22 protein-coding genes and 1 other RNA gene are annotated in these 21903 nt (G+C 67.7%); 11 read left to right on the plus strand and 12 right to left on the minus strand.

The features are described 5' to 3' along the window. Window positions 1-67: 67 nt before the first annotated feature. The 6 genes from IBX53_RS03490 to dnaX form a co-directional block, all read right to left on the minus strand. Entirely contained in the window at window positions 68-514 is a 447-nt protein-coding gene (locus IBX53_RS03490) for a YcgN family cysteine cluster protein (RefSeq protein WP_290905409.1), read from the minus strand. Window positions 515-700: 186 nt separating this feature from the next. After that, window positions 701-1012 (minus strand): YcgL domain-containing protein, encoded by a 312-nt coding sequence (locus IBX53_RS03495; protein WP_290905413.1) that lies wholly within the window; start codon window positions 1010-1012, stop codon window positions 701-703. Next, on the minus strand, window positions 1009-2136 hold the full coding sequence (rnd, locus tag IBX53_RS03500) for a ribonuclease D (protein WP_290905416.1): 1128 nt from the start codon (window positions 2134-2136) through the stop codon (window positions 1009-1011). The genes IBX53_RS03495 and rnd overlap by 4 nt, the downstream gene beginning before the upstream one ends. A gap of 54 nt (window positions 2137-2190) precedes the next feature. Continuing rightward, window positions 2191-2796: a recombination mediator RecR gene (gene recR, locus IBX53_RS03505; RefSeq protein ID WP_290905419.1), complete on the minus strand. Its 606-nt coding sequence runs from the start codon at window positions 2794-2796 to the stop codon at window positions 2191-2193. Beyond that, the gene (locus IBX53_RS03510) at window positions 2796-3122 is read right to left on the minus strand and encodes a YbaB/EbfC family nucleoid-associated protein (RefSeq protein WP_290905421.1); all 327 of its coding nucleotides are present in this window, start codon (window positions 3120-3122) and stop codon (window positions 2796-2798) included. Before IBX53_RS03510 ends, recR begins: the two co-directional genes overlap by 1 nt. 116 nt (window positions 3123-3238) lie before the next feature. Then, window positions 3239-5203: a DNA polymerase III subunit gamma/tau gene (gene dnaX, locus IBX53_RS03515; RefSeq protein WP_290905424.1), complete on the minus strand. Its 1965-nt coding sequence runs from the start codon at window positions 5201-5203 to the stop codon at window positions 3239-3241. Window positions 5204-5433: 230 nt separating this feature from the next. Here dnaX and IBX53_RS03520 point away from each other — a divergent pair, with 230 nt between their 5' ends. Next, a complete protein-coding gene (locus tag IBX53_RS03520) occupies window positions 5434-6396 on the plus strand; it encodes a DNA-binding protein (RefSeq protein ID WP_290905426.1) in 963 nt (320 codons plus the stop codon). A gap of 129 nt (window positions 6397-6525) precedes the next feature. Further along, complete coding sequence (locus tag IBX53_RS03525; protein ID WP_290905428.1) at window positions 6526-6981, plus strand: potassium channel family protein; 456 nt, start codon at window positions 6526-6528, stop codon at window positions 6979-6981. A 101-nt stretch (window positions 6982-7082) separates the two neighbouring features. Here the strand turns inward: IBX53_RS03525 and ffs are convergent. Next, window positions 7083-7179, minus strand: an RNA gene (gene ffs / locus IBX53_RS03530) — signal recognition particle sRNA small type. 249 nt (window positions 7180-7428) lie between these two features. Between ffs and IBX53_RS03535 the strand changes: the two genes are divergently transcribed. From IBX53_RS03535 to IBX53_RS03545, 3 genes are read left to right on the plus strand one after another with little or no spacing between them, the layout of a single operon-like run. Next, window positions 7429-8652, plus strand: a complete 1224-nt coding sequence (locus IBX53_RS03535) for a carboxylate--amine ligase (protein ID WP_290905431.1) — start codon at window positions 7429-7431, stop codon at window positions 8650-8652. A 45-nt stretch (window positions 8653-8697) separates the two neighbouring features. Continuing rightward, complete coding sequence (locus IBX53_RS03540) at window positions 8698-10734, plus strand: hypothetical protein (RefSeq protein WP_290905434.1); 2037 nt, start codon at window positions 8698-8700, stop codon at window positions 10732-10734. Between the two features lie 6 nt (window positions 10735-10740). Continuing rightward, complete coding sequence (locus IBX53_RS03545) at window positions 10741-11517, plus strand: TlyA family RNA methyltransferase (RefSeq protein ID WP_290905437.1); 777 nt, start codon at window positions 10741-10743, stop codon at window positions 11515-11517. Window positions 11518-11523: 6 nt separating this feature from the next. On the opposite strand, the gene mscK is transcribed toward IBX53_RS03545, so the two are convergent. Continuing rightward, entirely contained in the window at window positions 11524-14907 is a 3384-nt protein-coding gene (gene mscK / locus IBX53_RS03550; RefSeq protein ID WP_290905469.1) for a mechanosensitive channel MscK, read from the minus strand. 219 nt (window positions 14908-15126) lie between these two features. On the opposite strand from mscK, the gene IBX53_RS03555 reads away from it, so the two are divergent. The 4 genes from IBX53_RS03555 (at window position 15127) to IBX53_RS03570 (ending at window position 17345) form a co-directional block, all read left to right on the plus strand. Further along, window positions 15127-16191, plus strand: a complete 1065-nt coding sequence (locus tag IBX53_RS03555) for a phospholipase A (RefSeq protein WP_290905441.1) — start codon at window positions 15127-15129, stop codon at window positions 16189-16191. 104 nt (window positions 16192-16295) lie between these two features. Further along, a complete protein-coding gene (locus IBX53_RS03560; RefSeq protein WP_290905444.1) occupies window positions 16296-16628 on the plus strand; it encodes a YqjD family protein in 333 nt (110 codons plus the stop codon). Further along, entirely contained in the window at window positions 16628-17035 is a 408-nt protein-coding gene (locus IBX53_RS03565; RefSeq protein WP_290905446.1) for a phage holin family protein, read from the plus strand. The genes IBX53_RS03560 and IBX53_RS03565 overlap by 1 nt, the downstream gene beginning before the upstream one ends. After that, window positions 17025-17345, plus strand: a complete 321-nt coding sequence (locus IBX53_RS03570; RefSeq protein ID WP_290905449.1) for a YqjK-like family protein — start codon at window positions 17025-17027, stop codon at window positions 17343-17345. Before IBX53_RS03565 ends, IBX53_RS03570 begins: the two co-directional genes overlap by 11 nt. 3 nt (window positions 17346-17348) lie before the next feature. Here the strand turns inward: IBX53_RS03570 and IBX53_RS03575 are convergent, their stop codons facing one another. Both IBX53_RS03575 and IBX53_RS03580 read right to left on the minus strand, forming a co-directional pair. Beyond that, entirely contained in the window at window positions 17349-17858 is a 510-nt protein-coding gene (locus tag IBX53_RS03575; RefSeq protein WP_290905451.1) for a barstar family protein, read from the minus strand. Next, the gene (locus tag IBX53_RS03580) at window positions 17855-18232 is read right to left on the minus strand and encodes a ribonuclease domain-containing protein (protein ID WP_290905454.1); all 378 of its coding nucleotides are present in this window, start codon (window positions 18230-18232) and stop codon (window positions 17855-17857) included. Before IBX53_RS03580 ends, IBX53_RS03575 begins: the two co-directional genes overlap by 4 nt. 152 nt (window positions 18233-18384) lie before the next feature. Between IBX53_RS03580 and IBX53_RS03585 the strand changes: the two genes are divergently transcribed. After that, window positions 18385-18840 (plus strand): CopD family protein, encoded by a 456-nt coding sequence (locus tag IBX53_RS03585; protein ID WP_290905456.1) that lies wholly within the window; start codon window positions 18385-18387, stop codon window positions 18838-18840. On the opposite strand, the gene IBX53_RS03590 is transcribed toward IBX53_RS03585, so the two are convergent. After that, window positions 18831-19487, minus strand: coding sequence for a hypothetical protein (locus tag IBX53_RS03590; RefSeq protein ID WP_290905459.1), 657 nt, complete (start codon window positions 19485-19487; stop codon window positions 18831-18833). The two genes, IBX53_RS03585 and IBX53_RS03590, sit on opposite strands and share 10 nt — an antisense overlap. A 205-nt stretch (window positions 19488-19692) precedes the next feature. Here IBX53_RS03590 and IBX53_RS03595 point away from each other — a divergent pair, with 205 nt between their 5' ends. After that, window positions 19693-20427, plus strand: a complete 735-nt coding sequence (locus IBX53_RS03595) for a ParA family protein (protein ID WP_290905461.1) — start codon at window positions 19693-19695, stop codon at window positions 20425-20427. Window positions 20428-20456: 29 nt separating this feature from the next. Here IBX53_RS03595 and IBX53_RS03600 read toward each other — a convergent pair whose 3' ends face one another. Beyond that, window positions 20457-21647: an NAD(P)/FAD-dependent oxidoreductase gene (locus IBX53_RS03600; RefSeq protein WP_290905464.1), complete on the minus strand. Its 1191-nt coding sequence runs from the start codon at window positions 21645-21647 to the stop codon at window positions 20457-20459. Window positions 21648-21903: the final 256 nt, after the last annotated feature.

Below are 21903 nucleotides of genomic sequence, written 5' to 3' on the forward strand. Positions count from 1 at the left end.
GTTATTCACCCCCCCCACCAGTAGCCTCAAGGCTTGAGAGGTTACAGCAGCTCTTCTCCTGGCAGGATCAATCGATGGGGATCACCGCGATGATATGGTCCTCGTACTCACCCTCGGGGACCCCGCGACTGGTGACGGCGAAGCTGCGCACGCTGATCCCCTTGCGGTGGACCCGCTCCGGGTCGCCGGAGAGCAGCGGGTGCCAGCGGGCCAGCTTGCGCCCCTCGGCCACCCGACGATAGGCGCAGGAATGGGGCAGCCAGCGGAACTGGTGGATCAATTCCGGGGTGAGCCGGGTGCACTCCGGCACCCGCTCGAGCCGGTGCTCGTAGTCGCTGCAGCGGCAGCTGTGGGTATCCAGCAGCTCGCAGGCCAGGTTGAGCACCGCCAGCTCGCCGCTCTCGTCATCCTGGAACTTGAGCAGGCAGCACTGGCCGCAGCCGTCACACAGCGCCTCCCACTCCTCGGCGGTAAGCTCCTCGAGGGGGTACTGCTCCCAGAAGCGTTCTCTCATGACGTCTCCCGTTCATACTGCCATCTTGCAGAAGCGACGACGGGGCTGTTCCGGGGACAAGCCTGCGAGAGAGGCGCTGTGAATACCTCCCTGTACGCTACCGATGCCGTCCCTGGCATAGGACCTCCTCTTCGGCTTGTCCCCGGCGCCCCTTCCCACAGGCAGTGACTGCCATGCTCAGCCAGCTCAATAACGCGCCTCGGTGGGGGTGCGGTAGAGATCGAGAAGGTACTCCTCCTTGGCCGGGGGCATCTGCAGGTAGAAACCCTTCTCGCGAATCGACGCCATGACGTCGGCCGCCTGGGCGCGGCCCATGCGTTTGTCGGGGGTCAGGATCAGGGTCATCGCCGGCTGCGGCTTGCCGAAGCGCTCGAGCAGCGGCTCGGGCACCCGGGCAAGCCCCTCGCGCTTGTCCACATAGAGATACATCTCATCCATGCGCGAGCTCTTGAACACCTCGCACAGCAGCTTGTCGCCACGCATCCGGTCGTCGTTCATCGGGGCTGTTCCTCCAGGGACTTCACCAGGGCCGCATTCAGTTGCTCGCCGCGCCATCCAGAGGGCAGCGGCAGCGGTTCGTCGTCCAGGTGGGCGGTGACCAGAGCTTCCAGGTCCCGACGGCGCAACAGCACCTCCGGCGCCAGCCCCTGGGCCTCGGCCGCGGCGTTGACCACCTTCTTCAGCGCCTTGAGCACCCGCTTGAACTCCGGCGCCATGGGCGACGGCAGCGCCGGCGGCAGCTCGGCCTCGTCCAGGTGGCGCGCCTCGGCCACCAGCGCCAGCAGGGTATCGCCGTCGCGCTTGATCAGGCTCGGCTTGACGTCCTCGATGCGGGCCAGCTCGAAGCGGTTCTCGGGCAGTGCCTCGGCGATGGCATAGAGCACCCGGTCGTGGACCAGCCAGCCCCGCGGCAGGTTGCGGGCCCGGGTCTCCCCCTCCCGCCAGGTGGTCAGGCGGCGGTAGGCCTCGACCTGGCGCGGGGTCAGGCGCCACAACTGGCGCTGGCGCAGGTACCACTGAGCATCGGACTCGCCGTTGCGCCCCGCCTGGGCCACCAGTTCGGCGCAGTCCGCCATGAGCCAGGCAAGCCGACCGTGGCGCTCCAGCGACTCGCGCTGCTGCTGCCACACCTCGATCAGGTAGATCACGTCCAGGGCCGCATAGGCCTGCTGGGTCTCGGAGAGCGGACGCTTGAGCCAGTCGGAGCGGGTCTCGTCCTTGGGCAGGGTGTGGCCGGTCCAGTGCTCCACCAGCTTCTGGTAGCCCATGGACGGGGTCTCGCCCAGCAGGCCCTGGGCCAGCTGGGTATCCACCAGCGGCGACGGTGTGACGCCGGCCCAGCCGGCGAAGACCTCGAGGTCCTCGCTGGCCGCGTGGACGAGCTTCAGCGGCCCCTCGGCCAGCAGCCGACGGAAGGCGTGGGTGCAGGCCACCGCCTGGGGGTCGACCAGCCACGCCGGGCCGCCGATGGAGAACTGGATCAGCGCCGGCACCGGGTGGAAGGTATTCTCGCGGAAGAACTCGGTATCCAGCGCGATGACATCGGCGGCGGCCACCTCGGCACAGGCAGCGTCCAGAGCCTCTGGAGTATCGATCCAGCGTATTTCGGGGGTCAATGGCATGGGGGTTCCGGCAGGTCGGTAAGCGAGAGGGTGGGGAGACATGGGGACAGTGGGTCAGTCGCCCCGGAACGGCAGGCGACCGTTGAAGGCGCGGCTCAGGGTACCGCCATCCACGTATTCGAGCTCGCCCCCCATGGGCACACCATAGGCGAGGCGCGACAGGCGCACCCCCCGGGACGCGAACTGGGCGGCGATGTAGTGAGCGGTGGCCTCGCCCTCCACGGTGGGGTTGGTGGCGAGGATCATCTCTTCGATACCGCCCTCGGCCACCCGCGACTCGAGCTGGTCGAGGCCGATATCCTCGGGGCCAATGCCGTCCAGCGGCGAGAGGTGGCCGTGCAGCACGAAGTAGCGCCCGCGGTAGCCGCCGGCCTCCTCGATGGCGAGCTGGTCGGCGGGGGATTCCACCACGCAGAGCAGGGCGTCGTCACGCCTCGCGCTCTCGCACAGCCCGCACACTTCCTCCTCGGTGAGGGTGCGACAGCGCCGGCAGTAGCCGACCCGCTCAATGGCCTCATCGAGCACCGCGGCCAGGCGACGGCCGCCGTCGCGGTCGCGCTCGAGCAGGTGCATGGCCATGCGCTGGGCGGTCTTGGGCCCGACGCCGGGCAACACCCGCAGCGACTCCATCAGTTTCTCGACGAGGGGGGAGAAGCTCATCAGAACGGCATCTTGAAGCCCGGCGGCAAGTTCATCCCGGCGGTGACCTCCTCCATCCTGGCCTTGGAGTTGGCCTCCACCTTGCGCACCGCGTCGTTCACCGCGGCGGCCAGCAGATCCTCGAGCAGCTCCTTGTCCTCCTCCATGACGCTGGGGTCGATGTCGACCTTGCTGACGTCGTGGCGTCCGTTCATGGTGATCTTGACCATGCCCGCGCCCGCCTCGCCCTGCACTTCGGCCCGAGCGACCTCCTCCTGGACGCGCTGCATCTTCTCCTGCATTTCCTGGGCCTGCTTCATGATGTTGCCCATTCCACCCTTGAACATGGTCATTCCTCTCTATCGGTCTGTTTATCTATCGATGTATCGGTCCGTGAATCGGCATGCGTCTGGTGCGTCTGACTATGATATCGCGGCGGCCCCGCCGTTCAGGAACGCGCCTGTCAGGAAGGTGCCCCGGCATCGACGGGCTTGACCGTGGACTCCACCAGGCGCGCGCCGAAGGCCTGCTGCAGCTTCTGGATATTGGGGTCGCGCTGCAGGGCGGCAACCGCCTCGGCGTGGCGCTGGGCCGCCAGCCGTTCGGCCTGCTGGCGCGGGGTCTCGACGCCCTCGGGCAGGGTCCCCTCCTCCACCGCCAGCCGCCGCACGATGCCATGGTTCGCCAGGGCATCGCGCATGCGCTCCAGGTGGATATCGGCCTGCATCGCGGCCAGCGACGGGTCCAGGCGCATCCGCAGCACCTCGCCGTCGTCCTGCTCCACCACGCAGTTGGCCGCCAGGTTGCGGGTCAGGCCGCCCAGGCCCAGGGACTCGAAGCAGGCCAGCCACTCGGCGTGACCGAAGAGTCCCTCCCTGCCAGGGAGCGGGACGGCGGAAGGCGCCTCGACCGGGGCGGGGGACGCGGCCTGCTGCTGCTCGTCCGAGGCCACCGCCATCTTTTCTGGTTCAGGCTCAGGCTTGGGTGCGGGCGCAATTTCGGGGGGGCGAGGCTCGGTATGCTCCCGGGGCTCCAGAGCCGCCTCGTGATGGGGCTCGGGGGCAGGCTCCGAGGGCGATTCGGGCAACGCCTCCCAGGGCGGGGGCGCCTCCGCCTGCGCCGCCTGCGCCTCGGGTTCGGCCGCCGCGGCGGCCGGCTCCGGCTCTGGCATGGGCGCGGGCGCAGCCTCCCTCGCCGCGGACGGCGAAGGAGCCGGCACGGGAGGCGCCGAGGAAGCGCCTGGGGCGGCCTGCGGGGCACTGGACGCCTGCACACTCGGTCCCGGGCCGCGCAGCGGCAGCGCCGTGCTGGCTGGCTTCGGCACGCCCTGGGGGCGGAAGGCCAGCATGCGCAACAGGGTCATCTCCAGGGCAGTGCGCAGGTCAGGCGCATGCTCCATGTCGCCGCGCCCCTGAATGCCGATCTGGTAGTAGAGCTGCACGTCCTCGGCGGTGAAGCGTGCGGCGAGGGCGAGCAGCGCCTCGCGGTCGCCGTGGCCGTTGTCCAGGGCGTCGGGCACCATCTGGCCGATGGCCAGGCGGTGCAGCACCGCGGTGAGCTCATCGAGCACGGCGGCGAAGTCCGGGGCGCGCTCGGCCAGCGCCGCGACCTCGGCCAGCAGGCGGGCGGCGTCCACCTCGGCCAGGGCCTCGACCAGCGCCAGCACGTGGCGCTGGTCCAGGGTACCGAGCATGGCCGCCACGTCGGCATGCTCGACCCGCCCCTGCCCGAAGGCGATGGCCTGGTCGGTGAGGCTCATGGCATCGCGCATGGAGCCTTCGGCGGCGCGGCCCAGCAGCCACAGGGCGCTCTCCTCGAAGGGCACCGACTCGGCCTCGAGCACCTTGGCCAGGTGGCCGACGATGCGCTCGGGGGGCATGTGCTTGAGGGTGAACTGCAGGCAGCGCGAGAGCACCGTGGCGGGCAGCTTCTGCGGGTCGGTGGTGGCCAGCAGGAACTTCACGTGGGGCGGCGGCTCTTCCAGGGTCTTGAGCAGCGCATTGAAGCTGCTGGTGGAGAGCATGTGCACCTCGTCGATGAGGTACACCTTGTAGCGCCCCTGGGTCGGCGCGTACTGCACGTTGTCGAGCAACTCGCGGGTGTCCTCCACCTTGGTGCGTGAGGCGGCGTCCACCTCGATCAGGTCGACGAAGCGCCCCTCGTCGATGGCCAGGCAGCTGGAACACTCACCGCAGGGGGTCGAGGTGATGCCCTCGTCGCCATGACCGCCGGCCGTGCAGTTGAGGCACTTGGCAAGGATCCGCGCCAGAGTGGTCTTGCCGACCCCGCGGGTACCGGTGAACAGGTAGGCATGGTGCAGTCGGCCCTGGTCCAGGGCGTTGACCAGCGCACGCTGGACGTGCTCCTGGCCCACCAGTTCGTGGAAGGTACGCGGCCGCCACTTGCGGGCCAGAACCTGATAGCTCATGCAGCGCGGAATCCTTGCGGTGGTCGGAAGTCGGCGAGATGCCGGCGCCCGGTATATTGATCGGCGCCCGAGGCCCGATGGGATCATTCATTCTAGCGACTGGGGCCGGCCGCGGAAAGCAACCCGGGCCGCAGGTCCCGAGAAGCGGGCTCCGGCCTCTGCGCCGACCTCCGGCTGTGGTAGTCTCGGCCCGAATGACAGCCCAGCGCGCCTCGAACAGGGATGAGACCATGAGCCGACAGCCTTCCGCACCGCCCACGGCGGGGATTTCCTATGAACAGGTCGCCGCCGCCGCCGAGAACCTCGAGGGGCGCGGGGCAGAGCCCACCCTGGCACGGGTCTGCGAGCACCTGGGCGCCGGCTCGCCCAACCGTATCCAGCGCCACCTGAGCGCCTGGCGCGCCGCGCGCCCTGCGTCGTCGCCCCCCGCTCCCCGGCTGCCGGAGGCCCTCATCGCCGCGCTGGAGGAGGAGCTCGAGCGACACGCCAGCGCCGCCCTGTCACGCGGGGAGCAGCTCGCCGATGAGGCCCGCAGCGACGCCGCCAGCCTGGCCGAGCTGGGCGAAGCGATGGAACAGCGCCTCGCCGAGCGAGAGACTCGACTGGCCGCCGCGGAGAGCGCTGCCGAGCAGGCCCTCGCGCGTCGCGATGAGCTGCAGGCGAGTCTCAACGAACTGCGCGAGAGCCTTGAGATCGAACAGCGCGAGGCGCGCACCCATCGCGAGGCGCTGCTGCAGACCCGCCAGCAGGTGGATATGCTGCGCGAGCAGCTTGAGGAGGCCGTGCAGGCCCGGCTGGCCGCCGAGCGCCAGGCGCGGGACGCCGATGCCGAACGCATCAAGGCGGAGCGCAGCCAGGCCGTGGCCGAGGCCCAGCGCGACAGTGCCCTGGCTCAAGTACGCGAGAAGACCGAGCAGCATGCCGAACTGCACAAGGAGTTGCAGGCCGATCGCGCCCGTCAGCGTCAGGAGATCGCCGAGATGCGCAGCGAACAGAAGCAGCGCGTGGATGCCATGGAACGAGCCCGCAACGAGGCCCAGAAGCAGGCCCAGGAGGCAGCTCAGCGGGCCTCCAAGGCCGAGATCCGCGCCGAGGCGTTGCAGGCCACCCAGGCCGCCCTCAAGTCACGCATGGACGCGATGCAGGTTCAGCAGCGCCAGCGCAGCCAGCGCCCCATCGGCGAACGCGATTAACAGCGCTCGAACCCGCTCAGCACATTGGCGACGTTGACGCCGATCCCCTCCACCCACGAAAGACTCCGCTGCCGAATACCCTTGACTGCGATAACCTCAATGCATGGGCTAGTGAAGGGAATGCCAGCCGTGACAGACGAATGGGTCGATACGGGCCACCTGCTGGTGGCGGGCACCACCTTCGCCGTGGTGGTGGCCTGCGTGCTGCTGCACTACGAGGTGGCCATCACGCTGAGCCGGCTGATGGATAAGAACTCCGGCACCCAGCGGCGGCGCTTCCTGATGCTGATCTTCGGCCTGCTGGGCGCGCATATCGCCGAGATCTGGCTGTTCGGCCTGGCCGCCTGGCTACTGCTCGACCATCCCCTGGCGGGCAGCCTCGCCGGCTTCGAGTCGCTCACCTTCCTCGACCATGTCTATCTCTCGGCCGTGACCTATACCACCCTCGGCTACGGCGACCTGGTGCCGCGGGGTCATATCCGCTTTCTCATGGGCACCGAGGCGCTCACCGGCTTCATGCTGATCACCTGGTCGGCCTCGCTGACCTTCATCGAGATGCAGAAGCACTGGGAGGGGGGCAGGTAAGAGTCGCACCGGAAGAGGCGTCGATCGACGGCTCGGTGGACGAGAGGCAGGCACGCAGGAAGAGGAAAAATCGGAAAAGACGAGGCCCGAAATGGAGGCGGCCCCGACAGCCACATCCCGGCACACGCGTCCACCACTACCGTTGCTCCCTTCCGGGCCTGGCGGGGTTTGCGGCTTAGCATTGCGGGAGGACCGACGGGGCCACCATTGCAGGACGTCTTTAACGTCAACGTCAAGGGCTCGGGGACTGGAGCGTTGGTAATCAACGCCTTGCCGAGTGCGGACGCACTATAACAACGCGGGGACCGGCCGGCAAGGGCCGTTTTCACCCACGGGCCAGGGTGAACCCGACCGATCGTTGCTGTATCGTGGAAAAAAACTTCCCCCCCCAAGGCTTGACCCGAGGTCGGCCTGGGAACCTGTCCACTCCCCCATCTGGAGGCACCCATGAATAAGGATCCGAACAAGGGCTACATTGCTCTGCTTGGCTGGAGCCTGAACGCCATCGAAGCTGCCGAAAACTTCGACCGACGCTACGTGGTGGTCGCCCCGGACTGGGCGGAAGAGTACTGCCAGAAGCACGACATTCCCTATGTGCCCTGGAACTTCGAACGCTTGAACGACCGCTCCCTGGAGATCGCCCACACCCTCCAGGAGATGAAGGTCGACGTCGCCATCCCGCTGTTCGAGGAGACCGTGGAGTGGGCCGGCGCCATCAACTCGGTGCTGCTCGACAACCCGCGCCTCTACGGCCAGTCGCTGCTGCTGCGTGACAAGGCATTGATGAAGCGACGCGCCCAGCTGGGCGGCATCCGCGTGGGCATCTTCGAGGAGGCCCATGACAAGGAGGATGTCGTGCGCTTCCTCAAGCGGGTCAACCAGACCCTGCTCAAGCTCGACGGCGACCCCAACGACCCGATCCACCTCAAGGCCTTCGACAAGGCCGGCTGCCTGGGCCACCGGGTGATCCGCACCCCGGACGAGGTCGATACCATTCCCGACGAGGAGTTCCCGGTGCTGATGGAGTCGCACCTGGACGGCTGGGAGTTCGCCGTGGAGGCGTGGATCCACAACGGCAAGATCGCCTTCCTCAACATCTCCGAGTACGTGACTCTAGGCTACTCGGTATTCGTGCCCGCCTCCCCGGAACTTGAGCACTATCGCCCCCAGATCACCGCCCAGATCGAGAAGCTGATCAAGGCCTTCGACATCGAGTTCGGCCTGATTCACCCCGAGTACTTCGTCACCAGCGACGGCGAGATGTACTTCGGCGAAGTCGCCTACCGGCCGCCGGGCTTCAAGGTGTTCGAGCTGCTCGAGCGGGTCTACGGTTTCAACGCCTACCAGGCCTCCATGCTGGTGTTCGATCCCAGGACTACCCCGGAGGAGGTCGCCGCCTTCTTCCCGAAGGAGGTGGTGGACGCCGACGGCTATGCCGGCTGCTTCGGGGTCTATCCGCGCCGCCGCGTGGTCAGCAAGCTGGAGATTCCCGAGGAGGTCGAGGACGACCCCTACTTCGAGTCCCACGAGCTGACGCCACCGATGGAAGAAACCGTGACCAAGCGCACCGCCTTCGGTACCCATTGGGGCCTGGTCTACTTCAAGGGCGATGAGGCGGCACGCATGAAGGAACTGCTCAAGCATATGGAAGAGCTTGATTTCTATGTCTGATACAGGCGTCATGGAAAGGTGACAGCCTGACGACAAGGAGTCGGCGTGACCACGCACCGACAGACGCAAGACACGAATGCAACGCCTGCGGCCAACGATAAACTCGTTGGCCTCTGCCAGAAACTGGATGAGGCGATCAGCCTCCTGACTCACTCCCGAGAGTTTGCCAAGCCCGGCAAGCTGCCTCGGGTGTTCGACACCGCCCGCCGGGTGCTGCTTCAGGAGGGCGGTGCCGCCGCCATCGAGGCCCGCGCCCAGGCTTTCGAAAAGGCCGGGGTCTTCCTAGGCTCAGACTGGGAGACTCCCCAGTTTCTGGTGCCTTCTCTGACCACCCATGCGCTCAAGAGCCCCGACCCCAACATGGTGGTGATCGAGGCATTGAGCGAGTTGCGTCTATTGGCCGTGGCCAAGGGGGAGTACCTGCATGACCAGATCTCCGCCGAGCAGGCGCACCACTACCTGACCCAGGTGATGGCGATCAATCTGTGGCTGCTGTTCGGCGCACCCAGCGAGGCAGAGCGCGAGACCCAGGGCCGCCTGGCCCAGATTCCCCGCCACCTGTTCCAGCATCTGGCCCAGCGCATCGGCTACGAGCACATCATCGACCGTCTGATCGAAGAGATCTGGCGGATCCTGCAGCAGCGCCCCATCCAGGTGGAGCCGGTCAAGGCGATGATCACCCAGATCGCCATCTGCCAGGCCAATCCGGAGATCGACCTGGGCATCAGCGGCCAGGGCGCCGACCGCCTGGTCAGCTCGCTCTACGGACCTACCCGGGCCTGCCGCGAGGATCCGGGGCACGAGATCTATCGTGAACGGCTCTCCAGCATGGATAGCGCCGCCCTCCAGGGAGAAGCCACCGGATTTGCCCGCGCCATGCACGACACCGGGCTGGTCTCGTCCTACCACCCGGTGCTGCTGCGTCACCTGCTGGATCACAGCGATCACCTGGTGGCCGAGGCGCTCGGGCTCTCGGCCACCGGTCGCGACTGCCTGCTCTGCTACCGCGAGCTGGTCTCCGCGCTGATCCGCAGCGGCGTGCACCCGACCACGCCCCAGGCCGTCTTCGGCCTGGCGCTGCTGCTGGAGCGCGGCATCCTCTACCAGCCGCCGGTCGCCCCGGCCATGTGGCGCCAGCTGAGCCTGACGCTCTCCGAATGGTCACAGGCGCGGCTCAACCTGGCCTTTGGTGAGACGGTCTCACCCAGGGCCCGGCTGCTGGAGGGGGTGTTGTGCATGCTCGGCCAGCCGCTGGGCGTCGGTCAGGGCAACAACCCCACCTGCCAGTCGGCCCGGGCGCTCTCCATGTGGGCCTACAACGACCCCGACTACATGCTGCAGATGGTGGCCTGGGCAGCCCGCGACGACGAGATCATCATGCACTTCGAAGGCCAGCCGATCTCCTCGATGGAGAGCAGCGGCGGCGTGGCCCAGAGCCTGCCCCTGGACCTCGACCCAGTGTCGCTGATCGTGGTGCCCCACCTGGATCGCATCTATGCCGAGATGGGCCGACGATGCATCGGCCGAGAAGGCGACCCCCACCGCTGGGTCAACCCGGAATTCCATGGCTGGTGGTCGGGGCGAGGCTTTCGTATCAACGTCGACGTGGCCACGGGCCAACTCCATGAGCTGGACACCTTCCTGCGCCACTTCTATGCGAGCTACCACCCCTATTACAACGGTAACCAGCCGCTGATACACCCCCAACCGGCGGGCATTGCCGTGACCGACAGCGCCGCACGCTTCATCGGCTGGCACGCCATCACCGTGCTGCGCGTCTCGCTGGACCCCTCTGACGTGATGCGGGTCTATTTCTACAATCCCAACAACGACAGCGGTCAGGACTGGGGTGACGATATCAAGGTCAGCACCGCCGACCACGGTGAGCGTGCGGGAGAGGCCTCGCTGCCCTTCGAGCAGTTCGCCTCACGACTCTACATCTTCCACTACGACCCGCTGGAGCGCGGCGAGCTGGCCCAGGTCACCCAGGCGGAGCTGGACCTTGTGATCGGTCACATCCACCGCAGCTGGGGGGCAGACAGAGTCCCGCCCACCGACCTGCAGGCCGACGAAGGACCCTAGGGGAAGATGCCGCGTCTCGACCAGCTTCTCGTCACCCTGGGCCTGGCCCGTTCACGCACCCGCGCCCAGCGGCTTATCCGCCACGGGCGGGTGAGCCTGGACGAGGGCGGCCGCGTGCTGACGAAGCCCGGCGAGAAGCTGCCGGCGGATACCCGGCTGGCGGTGCAGGAGGACCCCGAGGAGCGCTATGTATCGCGGGCGGGGCTCAAGCTGGAGGGACTGATCGAGGCGCTGGGACTCGACCTGACGGGCCGACTGGTCCTCGACGTGGGCCAGTCCACCGGCGGCTTCACCGACTGTGCCCTGGCCCATGGAGCCCGCCACGTGATCGGCGTGGAGGTGGGCCACGAGCAGCTCGACCCAGGCCTGCGCGAGGATTCCCGGGTCACCTGCCTGGAAGGGCTCAACGCCCGGGCCATGAGCGCCGACCCTCGCCTGCGGGCGGCCTTCGAGGCACAGGGCGCCGCGGGGCCGGACCTGGCAGTGATGGATGTCTCCTTCATCTCCCAGACCCTGATCCTGCCGGAGATCAGCGCCCTGCTGCGCGAGGGTGGCGAGCTCGCCAGCCTGGTTAAGCCGCAGTTCGAGGTCGGACCGGGCGGTGTCAACGCCCGCGGGCTGGTCACCGATCCCGCCCGCTACAAGGAGGTGGAAGCAAGGATCCGCGCATGCTGCGCCGGGGTGGGCCTGGCGATCCGCCACTGGCAGCCAAGCCCGCTGCTGGGTGGCGACGGCAACCGCGAGTTTCTGCTCCACGCCGTGCGCGAGCCGTCGCCGGCCTGACGGGACTCAGCGTCCGCCGTCTCCCCCGCCACCGCCGTCTCCCCCGCCGTCAAGATCGACCTCCCCCGGGTCGCCGTGGGCGCCGGGAGGCGGGTGGGCCGGCGCAGGCTCGCCGGCGGAGAGCACCTGCTGGACCCGCTGTGACGCCCCGCCGGGGCGATGCAGCCAGACATCGAGCTGGTTGAAGGCGATATCGACCTCGTGCTCGGCGAACAGCTCACCCACCCGGCAGTTGACCTCGTCGGTGGCATAGAGTCGATCACCCAGAGCGTTGACGAAGATGCGCAGCTCGAAGTTCAAGGTGCTCTCGCCATAATCCATGAAGAACACCTGAGGCTCGGGGTCGGCCAGCACCCGAGTGTTCTCGTCGGCAGCCTGTCGCAGCAGGCGATGCACCAGGCGATGGTCCGAGCCGTAGGCGACCCCGAAGGTCAGCACCACTCGCGTGACCGTGTCCGACAATGACCAGTTGATCAGCTGGTCGGTGATGAAGGTCTGGTTGGGGATGATGATTTCCTTGCGATCGAAGTCGGTCACCGTGGTGGCGCGGATGCGGATCTTGCTCACCGTGCCGGTGAGGTTGCCCAGCGTCACGGTGTCACCGATACGTACCGGCCGCTCGAAGAGGATGATCAGCCCCGAGACGAAGTTGGCGAAGATCGCCTGCAGGCCGAAGCCCAGGCCCACGCCAAGCGCGGCCACCAGCCACTGCAACTTGTCCCAGGAGACGCCGAGGGTGCCCAGCGAGGCGACCAGGCCGGTACCGATGATGGTATAGGAGAGCAGCGAGGTGATGGCGTAGGCACTGCCCTGCTTCAACTCCAGGCGCGACAGCACCATCACCTCGAGCAGGCCGGGCAGGTTGCGCGCCATCATCAGGGTCAGCCCGAGGATCAGCAGCGCGGTGAAGATATCGGCCACCGACAGGGTACCACCGACCAGGTCGGCGCCCTCGGCCTCGTCGGTCTCCCAGATCGCCACCTGCTCCAGGTAGCCCAGCACCGTCAGCAGGTCGGCCCAGACCAGGTAGAGCAGGAACACGAAGCCGATCAGCAGGATCAGCTTGGAGAGGCGCAATGACTGCTGATTGATCTGCTCCATGTCCAGGGGTGGCTCCTCCACCACCTCCAGCCCCCCGTCGGCTCCCTCCTGGGCATGGGCCCGCCGCCGGGCCAGGGCACGCTTGAAGGCCAGGCGACGTGCCGCCACCGCCAGGCCTCGCACGACCGCGGCCTCGACCAGAATCCACAGTCCCAGCAGATAGAGGGTGATGGCGAAGCGTCCCACCAGGCTCAACGCCGTGTACTCGTAGCCCGCCGCGATCAGTCCGAGCAGCGCTAGCGGCACCGCGGCCATGCTGAGCCCCAGCACCAGCCGGAACAGCCGCACGCCGAAGAAGGGTGCATGGGCCAGGATCAGCCGCGCCAGCACCAAGCTCATGGCCAGCAGGCCCGAGACCAGCAGCCCCAGGGCGACCGGGCGGTGGTTGAGGCCAAAGTCGGTGTCCCGCGCCAGGGTGGCGATCATCAGCACCGGCACCAGCGAGACACCCAGCCAGCCGAGCAGCCGGCGCAGCCTTGCGGCATAGTCCGCCGGCCAGTAGAAGTGCTTGGTGGCCACGCCATCGGGCACCAGCAACCGGCGACCCCAGGCGACCACCAACCAGGCCAGCGAGAGCTGCTGGGCGGCCAGGCCCAGGCCGTGGGCGATGCCCTCGCCGCCTGCCAGCAGGGCGCTGCCGACGGCTGCCAGAGCCAGGGGCCCGGGAAGGGCCAGCAGGGCATTGAGCAACACCGCCCGAGGCGTATGCAACTGGGTATCGCTGCGGAGCCGACCGATCTGCTCATGCAGAACCGCCAGACGGGCCTTCAGGCGCCGGCGCACCCACAGCATCACGACAGCGGCCAGCAGCAGGGGGACCCCGACCAGGGCACCGGCCGTGGGCAGGCGCCAGTGAACCGGCAGCACCTCCCGCCACTCGCCCTCCTGCCACTCCAGCACGAGGTTGGCGGGCAGCTGGCGCACCCAGGCCAGGTCCAGGGGCCGGGTATTGGCGACCCAGAAGAGCTGCTCGTCGATGGTCGCGCTCAGCTCTCGCGAGGTCTCGAGCAGCTGCTGCTGGTTGAGCTGCAGCTCGATGGCCGAGCTCAGCAAGCTGCCGTAGGTCTGCTCCAGGCGGTCCACCAGCTCGCGCCGTGACTGGTAGAGGCGCTGCAGGGAATCGACCAGGGCATCGCTGACCTCGACGCCGGCCTCTTCCAGCCGCTGGTTAGCCAGGCGCTCACCCTGGCGCAGCTGATCGCGCTGGCGCACCAGATCGAACTGGCGCAGTCGCAGATCGGCGATCTCGTCCTGGAGATCGCGGCGCGGCGCCACCTGGGGCAGGGAGCGGCGCTGCTCGCGCAGAATCCGAGACAGCAGCATGCTGCCACGGATCGCGTCGATCTGCTCGTTGAGGCTGCGCTGCAGCTGGCGGACATTGTCGAGCTGGCTGCGCGTCGTGAGGCTCTCGCGCACCAGCGCATTGGTGCGGTCGTTGGCGCGCAGCAGTTCCAGGCTGAGGTCGCGGTTGATCTCCTGGGCGCGCTCCAGCACCGGATGACCCGCCTCGAGCAGCGGATCGTTCCGGGCGGCATCGGCAATGGCCTGCTCCGAGGCCAGGCGCCGCTTGCGCTCGATGACGTTCTGCAGCAGGGAGAGTTCCGACTCCTGGCGGGTGATCTGCTGGATCATCAAGTCGCGGCGCTGCTGGTCGAGCTCGCGCAGGCGATTATTGGTGCTCAGCTCACGCTGATGAAACAGCAGGGTCAGCTCGGCCAGGCGGCGCTCCACCTGGTGCTGCCAGACCCCGGGGGCATCGCTGGGCAGCTCACGGTTATCGATCTCATCCTGGGCACGACGCACCCGCTCCACCGCCTGCATGGCCTCGGAGATGGACTGCTGGGCGCGTTCGGGCAGGGTCTGGGCGTTGAGCAACTGAGCGTTGACCTCGGCCAGGCGATCCTGCAGCCGCTGCAGCTCGATCACCGCCTCCTGCTGGCGCTGCTCCAGTTCGTCGAGAGGCAGGTCGTCAAGGTCGGTGGCCGACATGCCCAGGGCCGCCTCCTCCTCGGTCAGCAACTCCCGCTCAAGGCGCAGCAGCTCGGCGGGCGCTCGCTCCACCCGCGCCTCCAGAACCTCCAGGCGCTCCTCGACCCTGGCCATTTCATCCAGGCCCGTCAGCGTGCCTTCCAGGGCCTCGATCTCACGACGCTGTGTCGCACCGGGGCTTTCGCCCTCCTCGGGAGCCAGGGCGGCGAGCCGCGCCTCCACGTCGTCGCGCTTCGGCAGTTCCACCTCTGCCCGGGCCGGCTGCAGCGCCGTCAGCAGCAGCAGGGCCAGGAGCGCCAGTGCAAGCCATCCCCGGCGACTCGCTGCGCCTCCCTTCGCGGCGCTTGCGCCCACACCTTTATCCACAGCCCACCTCGCTTGCCGAAGGGATCCATCAGTGACGATTCTCTTACCCTGCTGCAGGCATGGCAATCACCTCCGGCAGGGTACCACGTGTTGACTTGACCGCCGGGCGTGGTAGAAGGACGGTCTGAATCTCGTTCTCTTCCGGATCTCCCCATGACCTCGCTCAACCTCCCTGCTACCCTCGCCGGCGCCGCCCTGGCACTGCTGCTGCTCGCAGGCGTAGTGCGGGCAGAGACTCCACAACCCGGAGAGGCAAGCTTCGGGGAGAGCGCCGCGGACCGCGCCTCCCTGCAGGCCCGCATCCGGGCGCTCAACGAGGAGCTGGAGTCGCTGCAGAGCGAGCTGCAGGCGCTGCCCGACGACGACGTCACCCAGACAGAAACGATCCCGGTGGAAGAGGTTGCGGCCCTGGAGGCCGTGGAGCGGCGCCAACTCGAGCTCGAGTCCCGCCGCAACCCCTATGCCATCACCACCTACCGGCGCAACTACCTGTTCCCGGCGAGCTACACCACCAGCCCCAACCGAGAGGCCTTCCGCGAGATCTCCGACATCAACGGGCCCAGCGACCTGGAGGTGAAGTTCCAGTTCAGCGCCAAGGTCAATCTGATCGAGGGGCTGTTCGGCGACACTGGCGATCTCTACTTCGCCTTTACCCAGCGCAGCTGGTGGCAGGCCTACAACACCGACTCCTCCTCGCCCTTCCGCGAGACCAATTATGAGCCGGAAATCTTCATGAACTTCGACAACGCCTGGCGGGCCCTGGGGTGGACCAACGTTCGCAACCGCCTGGCACTGAACCATACCTCCAACGGTCGCTCCGATCCGCTCTCGCGCAGCTGGAACCGGATCTATCTGGAGAGCATCTTCCAGCGCGGCGACTGGGCCTTCAGCCTGGCCCCCCACTGGCGCATCCCGGAGTCCAAGAGCGAGGACGACAACCCCGACATCGAACGCTTCATGGGCTATGGGGACGTCACCGTGGCCCGGCGCTTCGGCGACAACGAACTCAGCCTGCTATGGCGGGGCAACCCCAGCGCGGGCAACATGGGTACCCAGGTCGACTACTCCTGGCCGCTGTTCAACAGCAATGTCCGCGGCCACGTGCAGTACTACTACGGCCACGGCGAAAGCATGATCGACTATGACCACCGTAACCACCGTCTTAGTCTGGGCTTCAGCCTCAATCCGCTGTTCAGCGGCGGCAGCATGACGCGCTGACCCTGACTCGAATCACGTCCTCCTCTCCCAACCGGTCACAGCCGTGGCAAGAGCGGCACCGGCTGCTATGCTGTTCCTGTCATTCACCGTCAGAGGAAGACCCGATGGCAAGACGCGCCCACCATACCGAAGAATCCACCCAGCAGCTCAAGGAAGACCTGCACCACCTCACCCAGACCATCGAGGAGCTGGTCAGCGCCACTGCAGATGACTCCCGAAGCAACATCAAGGAGCTGCGAAACCGCGCCGAGAAACGCCTGAAGGAGACCCGCGACCGCCTCGAGGATCGCGGCGAGCGCCTCTATGGCGAGGCCCGCGATTCCGTCGAGCACCAGGTCGATGCCGTCGATCGCTACGTTCACGATAATACCTGGACCAGCATCGGCGTCGGCGCCGCCCTGGGCGTGGTCGTCGGCATGCTGATCGGGCGTCGCTGATGCAGGAAAGCCAGGGACCGGCGCAACGCCTGTTCATTGCCGCCCGGCGTCTGCTGGGCAGCCTGCTGGCCACCGGCGAGACGCGTCTGCGTCTCGCCGTTCTCGAGCTCGAGGAGGAGCGAGTTCGGCTGGTGAGCCTGCTGCTGATCGTGGGGCTCAGCCTGATTCTGCTGATGCTCGGCATCGGGGTGCTGACTACCCTGGTGATCGTCGCCTTCTGGGACAGCTATCGGCTCACCGCCATCGCGGTCAGCGCCGGGGTGCTGCTGGGCGGCGGCCTGCTGCTGGCGCTGCGCGCGCTGCAACTGGCCAAGCGGCGCACCCTGCTGGCCAGCACCCTGAAGCATCTGGCCACCGACCGCGATCTGGTGGAACGCGAGCGGCGGGAGGAACGCCATGAGCGCTGATACCAGAACCAGGCTGCCGGCACGCCACGAGGCGCTCGAGCCCTCTCGTGCCGAACGCAAGACCCAGCTTGAAGCCAGGATCGAACAGCAGCGTATCGATATCCTGGTGGAAGCGAGCCGCTTGCGGGAGGCGAGCCGCCCCATCGACGAGGGATGGCAGACGCTGATGCGTTTCAAGGCGCCGCTTTACGCCATCGGCGGGGTGCTGCTGCTGAAGAGCGCCCGCCACCCGAACTCCCTGCTGCGGGTGGCCAAGCGGATAGCCGCTGGCGTCCTGCTGCTGCGTCGCGCGCGGCGCCTGCTGCGCTGACGCCTAATCCCCCTCTCCCAGCCCCACCTCCGGTAAGTGTGGCAAAGCTGTCAGCCACGCCGGTACTTCGCTGTCGGCGCTTATATGTTCGGCTTCGGCTCTGGCATCCGATCCCTCTTCGACCAACAGGACCGCCAGGGTCTTCCCCCGAACCGCCCAGTGGTCACAGGCTTCCCTCATCAGATCCAGAAAAATGGCCATGGCCGTGTCGTCGGCAGGGGCCGCGGGTAACAAGATCACCTGCGCCCTGCCCGCCTCCCATCCGAGCTCCGTCAGGCAATCCCAGGCCGCGTCCCAGTTACGGCCAAAGTAGTCGGGAAAGGCCAGGCTCACCGCCAGGGCATCCAGCAGCGTCTCGCGGGTCCAGCGATGCGGGACAGACAGACAGTGCCAATCAAGGCCATCGGCCTCGATGAAGCCCTCGGCCCTTGAGGCCGTCAGACGATAGACGCCGCCATGGGCGGGGTCGGCCAGGAAGCGCGCCAGCGCCTGGCTGGAAGAATGCGAGGTCATCGACGATCCTCCAGCACCCGGAAGGAGGCGTAGTGGTCATCGGTGAAATAGAAGATCTCCGGCGGGTCGCCGCCGGTGACGATGCGTCGCGCGCCACGATGGGACAGCCCCGGGGTCTCGACCGTGTACTCACGGTAGTAGCCCCTTGGGCGTTGAGGCAGCAGCCGCTCGCGATTCTGGAAGGTCGTGCCGTCCTGGGCGTGCGGAAAGGGCCCGCTCCGCTCGATCAGCCGCAGGGTCTCGTCGATCTGGGCTTGACCGGTAAGGCGCTGCTCTACGGAAGCAGGCTCTCCGGACCCGAACCAGGAGCCAATCTCCTCGAACTGGGAGACGCCCGCCAGGGCCAACAAGGCTATGAGCAGTATCTTCTTCATGAGTTTCCCGGCGTCGACAACAAGTCGCCGACCATCATGCCGCGAGACGGCGCCGCCCACCAGCCGCGGGTGACGCTGAGCGCCGGACCGCGCTATGGTGCGGGAAAGGCACTCCACCATCCCGCTGACCCCATCGACGAAAGGAATCCCCCATGTCTCTCGCCATTACCCTGCACGTGCTCGCCTCTCTCCTCTGGGTAGGCGGCATGTTCTTCGCCTGGATGATCCTCAGGCCGGTGGCCGCCGGACTGCTGGAGCCTCCGGTACGCCTGACCCTGTGGCGCGGCGTCTTCGCCCGCTTCTTTCCCTGGGTGTGGGCGTCCGTGGCGGTGCTGCTCGTCACCGGGCTGTGGATGCTGTTCGCGGTGTTCGGCGGCATGGCCGGCGCGCGCTGGCACATCCACCTGATGCTGTTGCTGGGCCTGGCGATGATGGCGATCTACCTGCACGTCTGGTTCGTCCCCTACCGTCGACTGTGCCGCGCTGTGGATGGCACCGACTGGCCCGAGGGCGGACGCCAGCTCGCTCGTATCCGCCGACTGATCGGCGTGAACCTGATCCTGGGTCTGCTCACCGTCGCCATCGCCTCGGGCGGGCGCTATATCTGACGCGCCACCTCGTGACCCCTGTCATGCGCGTGGCCGCCGGGTACCCAGCGCATCCAGCGCGAGCCACAGGCCAGGCGCTTCTCGAGGAAGCGCCTGGTTTGCGCCTGGCCCTCGCTTGCGTCGCCGGCCCATACTGCCAGGGTGGCCAGGAAGAGCCCGGTCAGGGACAGCTCCTCGATCTGGGCGCGCCGGGTGCCGTAGGGCGACGGCAGGCGGGCCGCCTCGCGCCACCACTGCACGGTGCGCGACAGGTCGAACACCATCGGCACCCAGGTATGCAGGTGCGGCAGATGGGCCTTGGTGCGCAGCATCGCCACCGTGATACGGCGATGAACCGCCAGGGCGTCGAGCCAGGCCAACAGGCAGTGCTCGAGGCGCTGCGCTTCGGGCCAGTGAGCGAAGCCGTCGGGCTTGTCGGCGAGCAGCGCCTCCAGGCCGCGCTGGAACCAGGCATTGGCCACCGCATCGATGTCGCGGAACTCCGCCAGCACCGCGGCCATCGGCACCTCCAGGCGAGCGGCCACCTCGGTGAGGTGCACCGCCTCCCAGCCTTGCGACTCGGCCTGACGCAGAGCCTCGTCCACCACGCGATCGCGCAGCGACGTCGCGTCGGCACCGGGGTCGCGGTGAACGGCGATCAGGGTCATGTAGCACCTCCAGGGAATCCAAGCCTTGCGGCACACGAGCCGTCTCTGCCACGAGGATAGACGTTACGGCGCGAGCTGGCCGACTGTCAGAAAACTGTCATCTAAAGGGACGCCTGAAGCTGCTAATGTAATTGGCCTCTCCGCCTGGCCGGAGTGGCGCGAATAACGGAAACAGGCCGGAAGGAACGGGGAAGGGAGGGTCGCCATGCGCATGCTGGCGCTTTACAGCATCAAGGGCGGGGTCGGCAAGACCGCCTCGGCGGTGAACCTGGCGGCCGAGGCCGCCGCCGCCGGCTGGCGCGTCCTGCTCTGGGACCTCGACCCCCAGGCCGCCACCACCTTCTACCTGCGCGCCAAGCCCAAGGTGCGCGGCGGCGTGGCCCGGCTGGTAAAGGGCGATGCCGCCTTCGACAAGGTGATCCGTGCCACCGAGATCGAGCGCCTCGACCTGCTGCCGGCCGCGCTGGCCTCCCGGGAGCTGGACCACCTGCTCGCCGCCCGGCGCGACACCCAGTTGCGCCGCATTCTCAAGCCCGTCCGCGACGTCTATGACCTGGTCATCCTGGACTGCCCGCCCAGCCTCTCGACACTCTCCGAAAGCGTCTTCGCCAGCGTCGACGCCCTGCTGGTGCCCGTCGTGCCCACGGTGCTCTCGGTGCGCACCCTGGAGCAGCTGCGCGACTTCCTCGACGAGCGCGACATCCCCTGCCAGGTATGGCCCTTCGTGACCCTCGCCGATCGCCGACGCACCCTGCACCGCGAGACCATCGCCGCGCTGCCGGAGCGCTGGCCGCTACGCCTCTCCACCACCATCCCCGGGGCCAGCGTGGTGGAGCGCATGGGCCTGGAGCGCGCCCCGCTGCGCCACTTCGCCCCCGCTACCCCCGCGGCCCGGGCCTACCGGGCCCTGTGGGAGGAGATCGCCCAGCGCCTGGCCTAGCACCTCTGAACCTGGCGCCTGACGCCCCCTCAGAGGGCACTGCCACAGGCCACCCCGCTGGCCCAGGCCCACTGGAAGTTGTGCCCGCCCAGCTCGCCGGTGACGTCGAGTACCTCGCCGATGAAACGCAGCTGGGACAGCCCCTCCACCGCGAAGGTCTTCGACGACACCGCTCGGGTGTCCACACCGCCCAGCGTCACCTCGGCGGTGCGCCAGCCCTCGGTGCCGGCGGGCTTGAGTCGCCAGTCGCCGAGATGGGCCGCCCAGGCGGCCAGCTCGGCATTGCTGCGCTCGGCCAGCACGCCGTCGCCGCCGTGCCACTCCACCAGCGCCTGGGCCAGGCGCCTGGGTAGCCGCTCGGCCAGCCAGCTGGAGAGCTGGCGCCTGGGCGTCTCCCGACGCGCTGCGCACAACGCCTCGAAGGCCGCCACCCCCGGCAGCAGGTCGATGGCCAGCTCGTCGCCCGGCTCCCAGTAGCTGGAGATCTGCAGCATCGCCGGTCCCGACAGGCCACGATGGGTGAAGAGCAGGGGCTCGCGGTAGTGGCCGCGAGCCTGGCCGCAGCGCAGGGTGCGCACGGCCACCGCGCAGGACACCCCGGCGAGCGCCTCGGCCCGCGCCTTCCACTGCGAGGTCAGGGTGAAGGGCACCAGTGCCGGGCGGGTCTCGGTGACGGCGAGGCCGAACTGGCGGGCGAGATCAAAGCCGAAGCCGGTGGCGCCCATGGTGGGAATGGAGAGCCCGCCGGTGGCCACCACCACCGCGCCACAATCGATGGTGCCCGCCGAGGTCTTGAGCCGCATGCCCTCGCCGTGGCGCTCGATGCCCTCCACGGCGGTCCTGAGGCGCAGCTCCACCCCAGCCCACTCGCACTCGGTGAGCAGTACCCGCACGATCTCCTTGGCGGAGTCGGCGCAGAACAGCTGGCCCGGTGCCTTCTCCACGTAGTCGACCCCGTGGCGCTCCACCAGCTCGACGAAGTGCTCCGGGCGGTAGCGCTTCAACGCCGAGATGCAGAAGTGCGGATTGGCGCTGAAGAAGTTGGCGGGCGTGGAGGCCAGGTGGGTGAAGTTGCAGCGGCCGCCACCGGACATCAAGATCTTTCGGCCGGCCCGGTTGGCATGGTCGATCACCAGCACCCGCCGCCCGGCATAGCCCGCCGTCAGTGCGCACATCATCCCGGCGGCGCCCGCGCCGATGATCACCGCGTCATAGGTCATGCTCACTCCCGGCCGCGTCTCGAAGGGACGCGCATTCTAGCAGGGCTGCGACATCCTGTTGATGTACGTCTCGTTGACAGCCTGATGGCAAGCAAGAGGTGCACAGCACCGGAACCAATGTACAATACTTGTACACTAATTGGTTCGCGTCACCCGCTTGTGAATTGTTGTCACAGTGTTGACGGGTATTATGGCTAGCCTGTTAAGCACTCGGACCACGGCAGGAGGCCCGCCGATGCTGAGCCATCCTCTTATT

The organism is Halomonas sp. (assembly GCF_014859505.1).
In the GTDB taxonomy this organism is placed as follows: Bacteria; Pseudomonadota; Gammaproteobacteria; order Pseudomonadales; family Halomonadaceae; genus Halomonas.